16 protein-coding genes and 1 pseudogene are annotated in these 17498 nt (G+C 31.6%); 15 read left to right on the top strand and 2 right to left on the bottom strand.

From position 1 onward, the window contains the following. The first annotated feature begins 100 nt into the window (after positions 1-100). The 15 genes from J4G36_RS10660 (at position 101) to J4G36_RS18945 (ending at position 16062) form a co-directional block, all read left to right on the top strand. Entirely contained in the window at positions 101-1930 is a 1830-nt protein-coding gene (locus J4G36_RS10660; protein ID WP_210469975.1) for a polysaccharide biosynthesis protein, read from the top strand. A gap of 170 nt (positions 1931-2100) precedes the next feature. Further along, positions 2101-2745 carry a sugar transferase gene (locus J4G36_RS10655; protein ID WP_210469974.1) on the top strand — a complete coding sequence of 215 codons (645 nt, stop codon included), beginning with the start codon at positions 2101-2103 and terminating at the stop codon, positions 2743-2745. Continuing rightward, positions 2742-3599 carry an NAD-dependent epimerase/dehydratase family protein gene (locus J4G36_RS10650; RefSeq protein ID WP_210469973.1) on the top strand — a complete coding sequence of 286 codons (858 nt, stop codon included), beginning with the start codon at positions 2742-2744 and terminating at the stop codon, positions 3597-3599. The genes J4G36_RS10655 and J4G36_RS10650 overlap by 4 nt, the downstream gene beginning before the upstream one ends. A 21-nt stretch (positions 3600-3620) precedes the next feature. Beyond that, entirely contained in the window at positions 3621-4832 is a 1212-nt protein-coding gene (locus J4G36_RS10645) for a glycosyltransferase family 4 protein (RefSeq protein WP_210469972.1), read from the top strand. Between the two features lie 24 nt (positions 4833-4856). Further along, on the top strand, positions 4857-5882 hold the full coding sequence (locus J4G36_RS10640) for a polysaccharide biosynthesis protein (protein ID WP_210469971.1): 1026 nt from the start codon (positions 4857-4859) through the stop codon (positions 5880-5882). Continuing rightward, positions 5879-6742 carry an SDR family oxidoreductase gene (locus J4G36_RS10635; RefSeq protein ID WP_210469970.1) on the top strand — a complete coding sequence of 288 codons (864 nt, stop codon included), beginning with the start codon at positions 5879-5881 and terminating at the stop codon, positions 6740-6742. Before J4G36_RS10640 ends, J4G36_RS10635 begins: the two co-directional genes overlap by 4 nt. 16 nt (positions 6743-6758) lie before the next feature. After that, on the top strand, positions 6759-7886 hold the full coding sequence (gene wecB / locus J4G36_RS10630; RefSeq protein ID WP_210469969.1) for a non-hydrolyzing UDP-N-acetylglucosamine 2-epimerase: 1128 nt from the start codon (positions 6759-6761) through the stop codon (positions 7884-7886). Positions 7887-7901: 15 nt separating this feature from the next. Beyond that, a complete protein-coding gene (locus tag J4G36_RS10625; protein WP_246880575.1) occupies positions 7902-8927 on the top strand; it encodes a glycosyltransferase in 1026 nt (341 codons plus the stop codon). Beyond that, on the top strand, positions 8917-10392 hold the full coding sequence (gene wzy / locus J4G36_RS10620; RefSeq protein ID WP_210469967.1) for an O-antigen polysaccharide polymerase Wzy: 1476 nt from the start codon (positions 8917-8919) through the stop codon (positions 10390-10392). The genes J4G36_RS10625 and wzy overlap by 11 nt, the downstream gene beginning before the upstream one ends. Then, positions 10392-11813 carry a lipopolysaccharide biosynthesis protein gene (locus tag J4G36_RS10615; RefSeq protein ID WP_210469966.1) on the top strand — a complete coding sequence of 474 codons (1422 nt, stop codon included), beginning with the start codon at positions 10392-10394 and terminating at the stop codon, positions 11811-11813. The genes wzy and J4G36_RS10615 overlap by 1 nt, the downstream gene beginning before the upstream one ends. Beyond that, on the top strand, positions 11810-13027 hold the full coding sequence (locus J4G36_RS10610) for a glycosyltransferase family protein (protein WP_210469965.1): 1218 nt from the start codon (positions 11810-11812) through the stop codon (positions 13025-13027). The genes J4G36_RS10615 and J4G36_RS10610 overlap by 4 nt, the downstream gene beginning before the upstream one ends. Positions 13028-13059: 32 nt before the next feature. Next, positions 13060-13926 (top strand): LicD family protein, encoded by an 867-nt coding sequence (locus J4G36_RS10605; RefSeq protein WP_210469964.1) that lies wholly within the window; start codon positions 13060-13062, stop codon positions 13924-13926. Positions 13927-14541: 615 nt separating this feature from the next. After that, positions 14542-14931, top strand: a complete 390-nt coding sequence (locus J4G36_RS10600; RefSeq protein ID WP_210469963.1) for a transposase — start codon at positions 14542-14544, stop codon at positions 14929-14931. Continuing rightward, on the top strand, positions 14900-15298 hold the full coding sequence (locus J4G36_RS10595; RefSeq protein ID WP_210469962.1) for a transposase: 399 nt from the start codon (positions 14900-14902) through the stop codon (positions 15296-15298). Before J4G36_RS10600 ends, J4G36_RS10595 begins: the two co-directional genes overlap by 32 nt. A 521-nt stretch (positions 15299-15819) precedes the next feature. Beyond that, positions 15820-16062, top strand: a complete 243-nt coding sequence (locus tag J4G36_RS18945) for a Mu transposase domain-containing protein (RefSeq protein ID WP_483315897.1) — start codon at positions 15820-15822, stop codon at positions 16060-16062. Here J4G36_RS18945 and J4G36_RS10590 read toward each other — a convergent pair. Further along, complete coding sequence (locus tag J4G36_RS10590) at positions 16035-16574, bottom strand: hypothetical protein (protein ID WP_210469961.1); 540 nt, start codon at positions 16572-16574, stop codon at positions 16035-16037. The genes J4G36_RS18945 and J4G36_RS10590 overlap by 28 nt on opposite strands. A gap of 591 nt (positions 16575-17165) precedes the next feature. After that, a pseudogene (locus J4G36_RS18525) lies at positions 17166-17483 on the bottom strand (transposase). Positions 17484-17498 lie beyond the last annotated feature (15 nt).

Here is a 17498-nt window from a genome sequence, read left to right as displayed (position 1 = left end):
AATGCTATAATGAACAATCGTAAACTAGTAAAAAGTATCTATTATGAGAGAATATAACAAGAAAAGCTGTGTAATAATTACTAGAAAGGAGAATGCCCTGTTGTCAGTTAAAAAAAGAACGACCTATTTAGTTTTCGTCGACTCCTTGATTGTCCTATTCTCTATATACATCGGATTTTATATGTTGCATCCTACGACCAATATATTTATGAGTAAAACGTTACTCATGAGTGTCGTGACAATCCAAATCGCGCATCATTTCTTCGCATGGCATTACGGACTTTACCGTAAAGCATGGGCGTATGCATCCATTGGAGAATTAAAATCAATCTTCAAGGCGGTAACATTAACGATAGCTGTTGTCGCGGTTGTCCAACTTGTTGTCGTGCAAAATATATACATACGCGCGCTCATCTTAACTTGGATGCTACATATCCTGCTTATTGGAGGATCAAGATTATCTTGGCGACTCATGCGTGACACCGTGAATCATCATAACGGAAACGCAACAACAAGAACCATGATTGTCGGTGCTGGACAAGCAGGAACAATGGTAGCTCGTCAACTACTAAACAATCCTGATTCTGGCATGAAACCTGTCCTCTTCGTAGATGATGACCAATCAAAAAACGGTCTCGAAATATTCGGTATTAAAGTAGCCAGTGGGGGCAACAACATACCTGCATTGGTAGCGGCGAATAATATTGAGAAAATTGTCATCGCGATTCCATCCTTACCGAAGCAAGAAATGGCTGACTTATCGAAGCTATGTATTGAAACAGGTATTAAAACTCAAACAATGCCACGTATCGAAGATTTAATGACAGGAAAAGTATCCGTCAATGATATGCAAGACGTTCAAATAGAGGACTTACTTGGCAGAGACGAAGTCCAACTTGATTTAAAAGCAATTGCGGATAAACTTACCAATAAAACCATACTAGTCACAGGGGCTGGCGGTTCGATAGGTTCCGAGATTTGTCGACAGGTAAGTGAATTCCGTCCGAAACGATTGATTCTATTAGGGCACGGTGAAAGTTCTATCTATAGTATAGACATGGAACTGCGGCAAAAAGTTTCACCTGACACGGAAATAATTCCAATCATTGCAGATGTTAAAGATCGAAATCGTATATTTGATATCGTTAGCGAATATAAACCGGATGTTATGTATCATGCGGCGGCACATAAACATGTACCTTTAATGGAAGCTAATCCGATGGAGGCTGTTAAAAATAATATCTTTGGTACGAAGAATGTTGCGGAAGCGGCGGACATTTTCGGCGTGCCTTACTTTGTTCTGGTATCTACTGACAAAGCAGTTAATCCTCCGAATGTTATGGGGGCGACGAAACGCTTTGCGGAGATGATTATTCAAAATCTAGCGAAGAAAAGCGAGACGAAATTTGCGGCTGTTCGGTTTGGGAATGTTCTTGGATCTAGAGGTAGTGTTGTTCCTTTGTTCAAGGAGCAAATTGCCAAGGGGGGACCGATTACGGTGACTGACCCGGAAATGACGCGTTATTTTATGACGATTCCGGAAGCATCTCGGCTTGTTATTCAGGCAGGGACTTTGGCTGCTGGTGGGGAAGTTTTTGTGCTTGATATGGGCGAACCTGTTAAGATTGTTGATTTGGCGAAGAATCTTATTAAACTATCAGGGTTTAGTGAGGATGAGATTGGGATTAACTATTCAGGGATTCGTCCTGGGGAAAAGTTGTTTGAGGAGTTATTGAATGAGAATGAACGGCAGAGTGAGTATGTGTTTCCTAAGATATTTGTTGGGAAGGCGGAGCCGATTAGTTTGACTGAAATGAACTTCGTCCTCGAGAAATTACCGGATATGGATAATGTTGAAGTTAAAGACACACTTGTTGGGTTAGCTAATCGGAAGATTGTAGAACTGCAGGGTAAAACCACGGCTATCTAAAAGGTCCAGGTAGCCAGTTTTATCTCGGGAAAATTGCGCCTAGTGTACCTATGCGTTGAAGTAAGCATTTAGATTAATTAATACAGAGTTTAATTGCTGTCTAAGAATAAAAATGTTAAAGGCGAGTTCTATAATTATTAAAAAGGTTACGATGCCGGAGGTTACAATTTATGTTTTACTTGAAGGTTAAAAGATTTATAGATTTCATTTTATCATTTATAGGGTTGGTTATTTTATCTCCGATATTCCTAGTACTCATTGTTGCGATTAAACTGGATTCAAAAGGTCCAATATTATTTAAGCAAAAGAGGGTCGGAATACATAAAAGTTATTTTAACATACTTAAATTCCGTACAATGAAAATAGATGCACCAAAAGATACCCCTACACATCTCTTAGAGGATCCAGAACAGTATATTACTAGAATGGGGAAATTCTTACGAAAAACATCACTTGATGAACTACCACAAATATGGAATATATTCGTTGGTCAAATGAGTACTATTGGTCCGAGGCCAGCATTGTGGAATCAATATGATTTAATAGCCGAAAGAGATAAATATAGAGCAAATGACGTGAAACCAGGTTTAACAGGTTGGGCACAGATAAATGGAAGAGATGAAGTTCCAATTGAAGTCAAGTCTAAATTAGATGGTGAATACGTTGAGAAATTAGGGCCGTGGATGGATATTAAATGTTTTTTCGGAACCATAGTTAGTGTTTTTAAGAGTGATGGTGTGTTAGAAGGTGGAACTGGAGCTCAGGATAAAGTAAAAGTCTCTAAATCTACAAGCAAGGAGAACATTTCGAAATGAAACAGATACTTATTACTGGTGAAAATAGCTATGTAGGAAATGCATTTGATACATGGCTTTCGAATAATCCGGATTTGTATTCCATTGATAAAGTTAGTATGCGAGATCGCTCTTGGAAGAAAAAGGATTTTTCTCCCTATGATGTTGTTGTCCATGTTGCTGGGATCGCGCATGTTTCTACAGATCCGGATATGGAAGAAAAATATTATCGAGTAAATCGAGATTTAACAATTGAGGTTGCCGAAAAAGCTAAAGCTGATGGAGTGAAGCAATTTATATTTTTAAGCAGTCTCATTGTTTACGGAGAAAACATTACTAACAACGGAATAATTGATATGTATACAACACCAGCCCCGAGCAATTTTTATGGGGACAGTAAGCTGCAAGCTGAAAATCAAATTAAGTCTTTGAATGAAGACAGTTTCAAGGTAGTCATCCTTAGACCACCGATGATTTATGGTAAAGGGTCAAAAGGTAATTATCCTAAACTTGCAAAAGCAGCCCGAAAACTTCCGGTTTTTCCAAATATCGATAATCAGCGGAGTATGTTGCATATCGATAATCTTTGTGAGTTTATGAAACTTATGATAGATAATCAAGAAAGTGGGATGTTTTTTCCGCAAAATAAAGAATATGTTAATACTAGTGAAATGGTCTGTATTATTTCAGAAATTCATAATAAAAAAATTAAGTTAGTCAAGTTATTTAATCCCATTTTAATATTAATGCAAAAAAAAGTTGGCCTTGTTAATAAAGTGTTTGGTAATATGGTTTATGAAAAATCGATGAGTAGGTATAAAGAAGACTATCAAATTAGAGATTTTCGTGAGTCAATCAAGTTGACGGAGAGATAATTGGGAAGGTTGGAAATTTGATTGAAAAAGCATATATTAGTAATTGCGCAGTACTTTTATCCTGAACAATTCCGCATAAATGATATCTGTACTGAATGGGTAAAAAGAGGATATAAGGTAACAGTGATTACAGGGATACCTAATTATCCACAGGGAAAGTATTATAACGGATACGGGTTATTTAAAAAAAGAAAAGAAATCTACAATGGAATTGAAGTTATTAGAATACCGCTTATTCCTAGAGGAAACAACTCAATAATGCTCGCCTTAAATTATTTATCCTTCGTTGTTTCTGGATTTTTTTGGAAAACATTCACGAAATTAAAGGCCGATTATGTTTACATTTATGAAGTTTCACCAATGACTCAAGCATTGCCTGGAGTATGGTTTGCGAAAAAAAGGAAAATTCCATGTTATTTATATGTCACGGATTTATGGCCCGAAAACGTGGAAATAATTACTGGAATTAAAAATAAATACTTTTTGAATACAATAGGAATAATGGTGGATTACATCTATAAAAATTGTGATAGAATATTTACCTCGTCAAAAAGTTTTATATCCGCGATAAATCAAAGAGGTGTTAAACTTGAAAAGTTGGAATTTTGGCCTCAATATGCTGAAGACTTTTATATACCTGTTAGTAAAGAAGAAGTGGTAGTTAATGATATTCCTCAAGATGATGTTTTCAATATTATTTTTGCAGGAAATATTGGAACAGCCCAGGGCTTAGAGATATTGCCTGAAGTAGCAAGTTTATTGCAAATTGAAAGCACTAAAGTTCGGTTTAACATAATTGGTGATGGCCGCTTTAAAAATGAGCTGAAAAGATTGGTAAATGAATTCGATGTACGGGAAATGTTTAATTTTATACCTAAACAACCTGCAACAAAGATACCCGAATATATGGCATTGTGTGATGCCTCATTAATAAGTCTAGCAAAAAGTAAAGTTTTTTCAATTACTTTACCTGCAAAAACTCAATCATGTTTAGCTTCCGGTTTACCAGTTATTGTTTCAGCTGATGGAGAAATACAAGATGTCATTCATGAGGCTAATGCGGGTATTTGTAGCGATGCTGGTGATGTACAAATGCTTGCTAACAATATAATTGAATTAACTTCAATGTCGGAAGAAAAACGAGAAAAAATGGCTATCAATGCTATTAATTACTATAAGAATAACTTTGATAAGAGTAATTTATTAGACAAAATGGATGGCTGGTTCAGTTAATTTTATATAAGGGAGATAATATATATGTTTAAAAACAAAACATTGTTAATTACAGGTGGAACAGGCTCATTTGGAAATGCGGTAATGGAAAGATTTTTAAATACAGATGTTAGTGAAATCAGGATTTTTTCGAGGGATGAAAAAAAACAAGACGATATGCGTAAATTATATAAAAATGAAAAATTGAAGTTTTACATAGGCGATGTGAGAGATATTAATAGTGTGAAAAATGCAATGTACAATGTAGATTATGTTTTCCATGCTGCTGCATTAAAGCAAGTACCATCTTGTGAGTTTTTTCCTATGGAAGCAGTAAAAACAAATGTAATTGGTACAGAAAATGTAGTAAATGCTGCAATCGACTTTAAAGTTAAAAAAGTTATATGCTTATCTACTGATAAAGCAGCTTATCCCATTAACGCAATGGGGATATCAAAAGCTATGATGGAGAAAGTTTTTGTAGCAAAGTCTAAAAATGTAAATCCAGAGGATACTTTAATATGTGGAACTAGATATGGAAATGTAATGGCATCACGCGGATCTGTAATTCCTTTATTTATTGAACAGATAAAAAAAGGTTTACCTATTACTATTACAGACCCAAATATGACTAGGTTTTTAATGAGTCTTGAAGATGCTGTTGAATTAGTAGTGTTTGCTTTTAAGAATGCTGAAGCTGGAGATATTATGGTGCAAAAGTCACCAGCAAGTACTATTCAGGATTTGGCATATGCTTTACTAGAATTATTTGAAGTAGAAAATGATATTAAGATAATTGGTACAAGGCATGGTGAAAAATTGTATGAAACACTTTTAACTAAAGAAGAAAGTGTCGTGTCCGAGGACTTAGAAGGATTTTACAGGGTGCCTGCTGATCAAAGAGATTTAAATTATGATAAATATTTTGTAGACGGTAACAAAGGTCTAACTTTAGTAGAAGAATATAATTCACATAATACACACCGTTTATCAATCGAAGAAATCAAGCAAAAATTAGTTGAGTTGAAATATGTAAGAGAAGAATTGAAATTATGGAGAAATGTCAAATGAGAATATTAGTATTAGGTGCAAGCGGAATGGCTGGACATACAATTTCATTGTATTTTATAGAGAAAGGTCATCAGGTTACAACATTAACTAGGAAGCCTTTCAATATCGGAAATAATATTAACCTATCCTTAAATATTAACAATGTTGATAAGTTAAAAGAAGTAATTGTAACGGGCGAATTTGATGCCGTAATTAATTGTGTTGGTATCTTAAATGAAGATGCTGAATACAACCGAGATTCTGCAGTATTTTTAAATAGTTATTTGCCGCACTATTTAAGTAAAGTTACAGTGGACTCCGTTACTAGAATTATTCACATGAGTACCGATTGTGTCTTTTCTGGCGATACGGGAAGTTATACTGAAAGTTCTTTGAGGGATGGTTTGACATTTTATGATCGCTCAAAAGCTTTAGGAGAACTTAATAATAACAAGGATTTAACATTTAGAAACTCGATTATTGGACCCGATATAAATGAAGAGGGAATTGGTTTATTTAATTGGTTTATGAAACAAACAGGGAAAATAAATGGATTCGATCGTGCAATATGGACTGGTGTCACTACATTAACTTTAGCAAAAGCAATGGAAGAAGCGTTAAATCAAAAATTAACAGGACTATATAATCTGGTTAACAATGATATGATTAATAAGTTTGAACTGCTAAACCTATTTAAAGATGTATTTAAAAAAGAGGAATTGCTTATTACTCCATTTTCAGATGTTGAAGTAAATAAATCCTTAATTAATACAAGGTTAGAAGACTTTGATTTTAAAATCCCTTCTTATAGAACAATGATAGAAGAAATGGAAGAATGGATTGTTAAACACAAAAATATGTATCCCCACTATTTCAAATGAAGATGGAGTGAATTAATTGGAAAAGTTGAAAGTTATGACAATTGTTGGGACAAGGCCTGAAATCATTCGTTTAAGTGAATCAATAAAAAAAATGGATAAATATTTTGATCATTTATTAGTACACACAGGTCAAAATTATGATTATAATTTAAATCAAGTGTTTTTTGATGACTTAAATATTCGAAAACCAGATATATTCCTAGAATCAGTAGGGGAACATTTGGGAGAAACGATTGGAAATATAATTTCATTATCATTTGAAGTATTAGAAAGGGAAAAGCCTGATGCACTTCTAATATTAGGTGACACGAACTCGTCACTTGCAGCAATACCTGCAAAAAGGTTGAAGATTCCTATTTTCCATATGGAAGCAGGTAATAGATGTTTTGATCAGAACTTACCCGAAGAAATTAATAGGAAAATAGTCGACCATATTGCCGACGTTAATTTACCATATACAGAACATGCCAGAAGGTACCTAATCTCCGAAGGTTATCGCAAAGAGCATATATTTGTAACAGGCTCTCCTTTAACAGAGGTAATTAAGGCAAATAGAGAAAAAATTAACAAAAGTAATGTCTTGGAAGAATTAAATTTAATAGAGGGTAAATATATTTTAATCTCAGCCCATAGAGAGGAAAATATAGATAATGAAAAAAACTTCTTTTCACTTATGAATGCAATAAATCACATAGCTGAAAAATATCAATTAACTATTATATATTCAGTCCATCCAAGGAGTAAAAAATACATTAAAAATCGTAACTTTAAATTTCATCCGCTTGTTAAACCTTTAGAACCATTTGGTTTCTCAGACTACAACAAATTACAAATGAATTCATTTTGTGTTCTATCCGACAGTGGAACGGTTCCAGAAGAGGCCGCTATTTTAAATTTTCCCGCAGTGTCGATTAGAACGTCTACGGAAAGACCGGAAGCCCTTGATAAAGGTGGAATAGTTTTAGGTGGGATTAATACAAAAGACATTGTGCAATCAGTGAACTTGGCCAGAACTATGTGGGAAAACCAAGATAATGGGATACCTGTTAATGATTACAAAGATACAAATGTCTCGGTTAAAGTTATTAAGATAATACAAAGTTATACAAAAATAATAAATCGAGTAGTATGGAATAAGGAGTAAATTATTGTGAATATAATGGTTTTTGATGTGCCTGCGGAAAGTGTTGGAGCATTATCCATATTAGAAGAATTTTATAATGATGCTTTGCTAGATAAAAACAATAATTACTTTTTTATAGTAAGTAAACCGAAACTAAAATCTAAAGAAAATGTAAAAGTTATTCGTTTTCCATGGATCAAAAGAAGCCCTGTTCATAGAATATATTTTGAATTATTTATTGCTAATAAAGTTACTTCGAAGTATTCTATTGATAAAATAGTTTCATTGCAAAACTTGATTATTCCTCGGGTGACGGTTAAGCAGGAAATATATATTCATAATGCAATTCCATTATCAAAAACAAAGTTTGATTTGATTAAATTTCCCAAATTATGGTTTTATCAGAATGTTTATAAACACTTAATGCAGTATTCTATTAAAAAAGCCGATAAAATTTATGTTCAAACTAAATGGATGAAAAGAGAAATTGAAACATTTGTTAAAGATAATAAAAAAATAATAATTAAAGCGCCAAATATTAATAATAACTTAATTACCAATAGCCACACAACGATTAAGAATAAGGGTAAATTGTTATTTTTCTATCCTTCAAGTGGGTTTGTTTTCAAAAATCACGAAGTAATATTAAAAGCTTGTTATTTTATGAATAAAAGTCTATTTAATCATTTTGAAATAATCTTCACTTTAGATCCAAATGAAAATAAATATACAAAACGTTTGTATAATTATTCAATTTATAATAAATTACCTATTGTTTTTACAGGCATGCTATCAAAAGAGGAAGTATTCAATTATTATGGAAAATCAATATTGATTTTCCCTTCCTTGATAGAGTCATTTGGACTTCCTCTAGTAGAAGCTATGTCTAAAAAATGTAAAATAATTGCAGCCAAGTTACCATATTCAGAGGAGTTATTAAGTAGTTATAATCATAAATCTTTGTTTAACCCGTTGGATGCAAGTACTTTAAAAGAAATATTGGAAAATGAGGTTTCACTTTATTTAAAAGATTTAAAAGAGGATGATGATATTGAGGATTAGTGAAAGTTTAATTGATAATAAAAATATTCTTCTCTTTATTATTAATACTCTATTATCATTATTAATACTTTTCATTTCATATAATATTTATATATCGCCTGATGCTATAGCTAATATAAAATTATTTTCAATAATATCGTTGATATACTTTCCGTTAATTATTACTATTTGGGGTTTAATGACCAAAGAATTATTTAATATATATAATATTATTTTATTATTTTCATTTGTGTTTTATTTTGGTCAACCGATAGCATTTCTTATAGATAATAATTCAGGCAGCTATGGGGTAGTAACTTTTACTAGGATTTCATTAGAAGCAATAAATTATTCACTCTTGTTTATAATCTGTTCATTTACAATAATTGATTTTTTTGTTAAGGCTATTTATTTATTAAGGAAGTCTTTAATTGTAAAATCAAAAAATGATTATCGTATACCTATGAAATATACAGGATATATCTTACTCTTAATTTCAATTGTTCCTACGATGATAACTTTTAGTTCTAATATTTTAGTTGCTTTACAAGGCGGATATTCTGATCTATTTTCTTCAAATATTTATACTAGTTCAGGATTTTCAGGAGGATATATCAGAGTACTTTCGAATTACTTAGAACCTGCACTTTTGTTATTAATAATAAGTAATATAGATAATAAAAAAAGCAGGAATAAATGGATCTTATTATCTTTTATTTATATCTTGTTAAACTATTTTGTTGGAATTAGAGGTCAAAGTACTTTATACATTATCAGTCTTATTTTAATCTATCATTATTTAATAAAAAAAGTGACCTACAAAAAGTTGGCCTTTGTTAGCTTATTTGGTGTTTTTTTCGCAGTACTATTAAGATATCTAGCTACTATTAGGAACATTAGTAGACAAGATAAAAGCCTTTTCCAAATAGTTGAGGATTCTTGGAGTCAATTTATTAATGATTCTCCATTAATATCGACTCTTTATGAGTTTGGCCAAACCTTAGTTTCAGTCGGAATTGTTTTTGAAAAAACTCCCGATACTATTCCTTATAATTATGGTTTTTCATACATTAATTCTTTTTTTGCAATGTTTCCAAACTTGTTTTGGGATGTTCATCCTGCTGTAAAGTCTGGAAGTATGGATAGTATTTTTTCAGGATTTGTAACGGGTTATGGTGGGTTAGGAGGTTCATTTATTTCAGAGGCTTATTATAACTTTGGTTTATATTCTCTAGCTTTTATGTCAATTATAGGAATCTTTATTGCTTTCCTTTATACGAATATTGTTAAATCGGCATCGAGAAAAGATTTACTTGTTTTCTTTATATTCATATACATTACTAAGTTTATCTTATGGTATATTAGATCTGAGACATTTAGTTTTTGGAGAAACACCCTTTATTATGTCCTGATTCCTTGCTGTCTTGTATTAATAATTAATAGTTTGTTAATTAACTCAAATAAATATAAAAAGAGGATTTTCTAATGGGAAGTCTATTTCAAAAAGAAAGTATTACAAATACAATTTACATTACTCTTTCCCAACTCATTTCATTGGTTCTTTCTATTTTATTAACCTTCATATTACCATTAATTATTTCGATAGAAAATTTTGGGTATTGGCAAATTTATATCTTGTATGTTACTTATGTTGGAATACTAACACTTGGTTTTAACGACGGAATATATCTAAAATATGGTCATCTAAACATTGATCAATTACCCTTCAAATTAATTAGAACATCAATGTTGATATATTTATTAGTATTAATAATAGAAACATTGATTTTCATAACGTTAATTATTCTTTTTGAATCCAATGAAAAGTTATTCATATTTTATATGGTAGGTATTAACATAATTATAATGGGTTTAAATGGAACATTTTCAATGATATTATTAACTACTAATCAAATGAAAAAATATTCTTTGACAATAATAGTGAATAGGGTTCTATTATTTTTCCCTGTAATAATATTGCTATTATTTAAATTCGATAATTATAAAATTATTATCTATGGAGATATATTTGCTAAGATAGTCGTATGTATTATCAGTGCAATTTTTTTAAAGGATATAATTAAAGGTTCTTATAAAGTTACTAAAAAAAGTATAAAAGAATACTTAAATAATATAAGTGTAGGATTTTATTTATTGTTAGCCAATTTATCAGGCATGTTGATTTTGGGGGTAGGAAGAATATTAGTGGAAAGGTTTTCTACTATTGAACAGTATTCTATTTATTCATTTGGGATTTCTGTAGCAAATATTATATTAGTTTTCATTTCTTCCTTAAGCTTAGTATTATATCCCACTCTTAAAAGATTGCCAAATGAAAACTTAGGAAAATACTTTGATCAAGTTAATATAATTTTAAGAATTTTGATATTTTCCTCATTTTTTTTGTATTTTTTTGTAGATATATTTATTGTAAAATTATTGCCAAATTACGTTCAAATATTCACATATTTACCTTACTTGTTTTTAATAATCAGTTTCCAATCAAAAATACAACTTTTAAATAACACATTTTATAAAGCATTAAGAGAGGAAAAGTCAATGTTTAAGGCTAATATATATAGTTTAATATTATTTATTAGTATTGCTGTTCCTGTCTTTTATTTTACAGAGTCAATTATATTATTAGTTTTTATTACTTTGATAATTAATTTATTAAGATCATATAGCTCTGAATACTATTTATCAAAAAAACTTAATGTGTTTAGATTTAAAAACTTTTTTTGGGAAATCATTTACATGACTACCTTTTTAGTTTCAACATTATTATTTAGTAAAAATATTGCAATTACAATTATGTTTATAGTTTATATGATATTTATTTATTATAATAAAAAGGTTTTCAGACAAATTTCAAAGAAAATAACGGGAAAGATGGTGAAAAATTGAAACATATTGTTTTTATCTTAGGGAATTACTATCCAAATCCCTCGGCCAACGGAAAGTGTATAGACAATGTAATTAATGAATTGAAAAAAAGTTATCACATCTCTATATTGAGTTTGGAACAATCTGATAAATCGAAATTAAAACTTAATGGAGTTAACTTATATTTTTATGAGAAACCAGAATTGAACAATATTTTTAAAAAGATACTTTTTAGAATGAATTTTATTTTTAATAAAAGTAGTATTAATCAAAGTCTAACAAAAAATCAATTACATATGATTAGAGAAATAAATGAACAGGCAAAAATAGATTCATTAATACCAATTTCTCTTCCTTTTGAAAATATAGTTTCGAGTATTGAGTTTCAAAAAAACAATCCAAAGTGTGAGGTCATTCCATATATATTTGACCCATTTTCTGATAACTCAGTTCTCCATCGTTTGAAAGTTATAAAAAAATTGAGAATGAAAGTTCATAAATATATCGAAGCGAACGCATTAGAAAATGTTGAAAATTTAATTCTAATGAAACACTTGGAAAACACAAATATTCATAATATTGCAAGGAAGAACAATAAAGTTATCCATTTTGTTGAACACCCTTTATTAACTGAAAATGAGTTAAAATCTTATGATGTAACGACTGATGTAACGACTGATGTAACGACTGATGTAACGACTTTAATCTATGCAGGTGCATTTTATAAAAAAATCCGAAATCCAAAATATTTACTTAATGTTTTAACTGAACTTACCAAACGAACTAATATTAAGATTAACTTTTTTTCCTTTGGAGACTGTGAAAAAATAATTGGGAAATTTGCAAAAAACAATCCAAAACACATAATTCAACATGGTAAAGTTAATAAAGAAGTACTCGAAAAAGAATACTCGAAAGCATCAATTTTAATAAGCGTAGGAAATACAATAACTAACCAAACTCCAAGTAAAGTTATTGAGTATATATCTATGCTTAAACCGATTATACATTTTGTTAAAAACATCGATGATCCAATCATTCCCTTACTTGAAAATTATCCGTATTCCCTTTGTATATATGAAAACAATAAAGATTTAAATACAAATTTAATGAAAATTGAGGAATTTATTGAAAACATGACTAGTACTAAAGTTATAAAAAGTGATATTTATTCTGCATATTATGAGGCGGTCCCTTCTTACACTGCTAATATCATCAAAGATATAATTGAATAATTTTATTATGGATAATATAAGAGGTGGAAAACTTGACAGTTTTTGAAATGACTGATGAAAATTTAAGGTTACTTCAATTAAAATGCCTTGATATTTTACTAGAGATTGATAAGGTTTGTAAACAAAATAATATAGATTATTCATTAGTAGGAGGTTCAGCAATTGGAGCAGTTGTACATAAAGGTTTTATTCCATGGGATGATGATATTGATATAGTTATGAATCGCACTAACTTCGAGAGATTTAAAAGTTTATCAAAAAAAGAGTTGCCTAGTAATTTAATGCTTAAAGATTTTGATTCTGATAATAATTTTAATTTACTTATCGCAAAAGTAATTGATCAGACTACCACTTGTGTAACAAAAAGTCAATATGGCGAGAGAATTGTTAGTGGAGTTTTTGTTGATATATCTGTGTTTGATATAGTTCCATCCAATAAACTTCTTGCGTTAAAGCAACTGTTTTATTCAAACTTAGCATTGCTATTTATTAACAAAAGACCTCCTGAAAATAAAGGGAAAGTTGTGAAGTATTGTTCCCTAATTGCACAATCAATATTACCTGAAAAATATCGATATAATGTTATTAAATATAGTGAAAAGAAAATAAAGGCATATTCTAATTCTAAAAAAGGTAATCTTTCTGAACTCGTTTTTTTTAATACGAACAGGATTCATTTCCCTTTGGATTTATTAGATAATATCATAATGGTTAAGTTTGAGAACTATCAATTCCCAGTGATGAAAAATTATCATGATTACCTCTCGTTAAGATATAATAGAGATTATACAATATTGCCTGATGTTGAGGAAAGGGTTCCTCATCACAATATTGTTTATCTAGATTTAAATGAAGGTTTTAATTCATTTAACTTTAAACAATTAGATAATAATATTTGATTTTATTATGTATTAGTTATTATTTACTTTTCCATATCACTCTCATTAGCACATTTCATGTAGTTTCACGGCTTAAAGTTGATTTTAAAACGAGTCAAGAAACTATACCAAGGTTGGCGACCCATAAAAGTTATAGTTTTTATTATGCAGCTGATTGGCTGGATTGAGTTCGGTATTCGATCGAGCGCATTCCAGTCAATTTTACTTTTAATAGAAGTGAATAAATGTAAATTACCCTAAAAAAGGTAATAAATTAAATAGATTAATAACTTTCTGAAACACAAAAAAGCTCCTGATGTTAGGTAAGGAAACGACGAATAAATCAGTTCCCTACACTATCAAAAAGGAGCTCCACCATGACCAGTGTAAACCAAAATTTAGTCTTTCGTCAATACTTATCTAATTTTCCAACAAATATTTTAGCATGTCCACTCATGAACTATTACGCCAAGAAACTAACCGACTTTTCAGTCGTGAAAATATTTATTATGGCAAGTCTTTGCAAATGGGAATCCCTAAGGGAAATCGATACAGTTATTCGTTCTAAAATATTTTCGCAAAGAAATTGGCGTCGACTCTATTAGTCATTCTCAAATTAGCCGGCGTTTGATTGATATGAATACTGTCGATTTAGCTGATTTATTAAGTCTACTAGCTGAACAATATTGGACATTGAAAGGTAACGCTAAGGGGATTAATAGCAACGTGGGACCCTTACGAATCATTGATGGTACCTATGTTAAGTTGCCAAAAAACGCATTAAATTGGACTGCAATCTCCAAGGATTCCTGCGGAATCAAGTTGCATGTACGTGTCGTTGTTGCTTCCGCAAATAGTATATATCCTGAAAAGATGATTCCATCAACCGGAAATGTCGCTGACTCAGACGCTGTTAATCACATCATTGATGCAGATGGTGCCTTATACGTTATGGATCGTGAGTATGCCCATAAAACAAAAATGGGTGGATGGATTGAAAGATGTACAATTTCTCGTCCGTATTAGAAAGACCTTTAAGATGGAAACGTTAAAGTCTTACGAACCTACACATCCTAATGTTACAAAGAATGAATTGGTATCAATAATAATGCGGGAAGAACCTGTTCGTTATATCGAATTCATTGACGATGACGGGAATCCTTATCACTTGATTACAAATCGGCTAGATTTAACAGAAGAAGAAATTTTAGAGGCTTATAAAAATCGTTGGTATATCGAACTGTTCTTTAAATGGTTAAAACAGCATGTGAAAGTTAGCCATTTATTCAGTCATTCTCCTGTTGGAATCTGGAATCAAATGTACATTGCATTAATTACCTGCGCATTAGCTGAAATCATGCGACTTATCTATCAACCGACTAAAAGTGGTTGAAATTCTTAAGGACAGTGCAGCAATTTCTGTTCGAGTCGATTTAAACGCTCATGAAGGACTTCAACCGAAGGTTGCGAAAGAGTAAGGGACGGCAAAAAGTACCGATAAAAAGTCTGATACCATACGGTTTGGAGAAGATTTTGCCATTGTTAGTCCAATTACAAAAAAGCATTTTACCGACAAAGCAAGAGAAAAAAGCATCTAAAGAAAAAGTAGGATAAGACAACAAACAACATATGTAAAAAATGGAACTGTTTCCTTATTGTGAATATCGGTGTTAAAATAATCAATAATAACGGTTTAAAATTCCCCAATCTTCACGGATAATTTATTTCAGATAGAGATAGATTGGAAGTGTGGGAATGTCGTTATTGTTGGAGGATTTTTTTATGATAAGAGAATTGAAACAGAAAGGCTGGACGATTAGTGTAATCGCAAGGGAAACCGGATTTGTTTATGGCATTATAGAAATGTAGAAAACGGCAGCTAATTTATGTATATAAAAAAAGCCACTTGCCAACATCCTAAAAAATACATACAAACTGCCGGGAAATGCCTATAAGTGCGTACGGTTCGAGCGTGCAAAAGCAGATAAGTACGGTTTTATCCGAATTGATCAAAAGCAATATTCCACATCCCCCCGGTTTGCAGGACAGGTGGTTATGGTTAAGGTTTCTTTTGATACCGTGACTATCCATTTTGACTTCCCTGACGGGCTGGAATACCTTATCTGTAATCATTTCCAAATGCATTTAGAAATATAATCTTGCTTACTTGCTATCGCTTTATCACTGTTTTTGCCTCGCAATTTTAGTATTCCATTTGCTTCTTCTTTCCCAATTCTATTGGTACCCTCTATAAGTGTCGATGTTTTTACAGTATATTTGACCTTATTATCTTTTAATAATACATCATGCGGATACCTAACTGAAGCTGTTAGTTTAAGCGAATCTTTTACGCTATAATCATCCCGTTCTTTTTCCTTTTTATTATTAAGTGTATATTTTATTTCATCTAAGTCTGCTTCAAGTTCATAATTATATAATTCCAATTTAAAAATCATAAGTTGTGTATCTCTATCAATTGTTACGGCTGTCAAATTTGCATAATAGACAGCTAGAGCAATGTCTTTAGTCAAATAGACATATCCATCACTTGTAGGCATAATATGATTTTCATCATACACCCTATTAATATTTTTTGCTTTAATTTTTCCATCAGCTAGTATGTGAGAACCTCTTTCTTTTGATGTTCCATGATACAAAGTAATTTTCATCCATATTTTCCTCCCTTCTTCATCATACTACAAGAAAGGAATAAATTGGGTGATTGCGCAATAAGATATTCATATTAATTATATTATTTCGGGTACCAGTGCAAGACAATACACTACAATTGCTGAAAAATAGAAAGGGGATACCGACTATCTAGCACTTTATCGATATCCCCTTGTTTTTTATTCAAAAACCATGAATAGCCACAATTGCACCTGACACAGCGTTTAATGTGAAATAAGTCAAGCGCTAAGAAAACAGATTTTTGGCCGCACGAAACTACAGTCTCTCAACAATCACAGAACAATATAATGGTGTTTTTCCGCAACGTGAAAGGTCTTGCGTTTCATCCCACAGGGATACATCCTATTAAATACAAGCTCATTTTCTTTAACGTTTTATTCGTATTTGTAGAACAAGACCCATAACGAACAATGTGGTCTACGTTCCGGGAAAACGCCTTTGTTTATTCCTAAATGTACTACTTACAGCCTTTCTTCTTATAAAAATCGTTGATTGAACAACTCTTGTTTTACCGTATTTCTAAGTTTTCCAGCGATGACTTTTTCAAGACAATAATCCAGTTGACTGCTCTAATAAAGCTTTTGGTCCTTAATCATGGCGATGGCGATCCGTAGAATCCGATTCCCTAGAGCGATATAGGCCTGACCTGGTTTCTTACCCTTATCCTTCATCGCAAGGTAGCGTATCTTCATGTCTGGATTCTGAATCGAAACATTTTTTTCTACCTGATAGACGACGTTTCGGAAAGCGGCTCTGCCTTGTTTGGATATGCGGTAATGATTCGCACGTTTCCCTCCGGATTGTCTAACAATCGGATATGTTCAGGCCATCTTGATGAGTTGCCCCGCGTGTGAAAAGTCATGAACATTCCCTATTTCAGCAGTCAATTCTGCAGCTGTAGT

Source organism: Sporosarcina sp. 6E9 (assembly GCF_017921835.1).
Classification (GTDB): Bacteria; Bacillota; Bacilli; order Bacillales_A; family Planococcaceae; genus Sporosarcina.
This window is presented reverse-complemented; position numbering and strand designations above follow the sequence as displayed.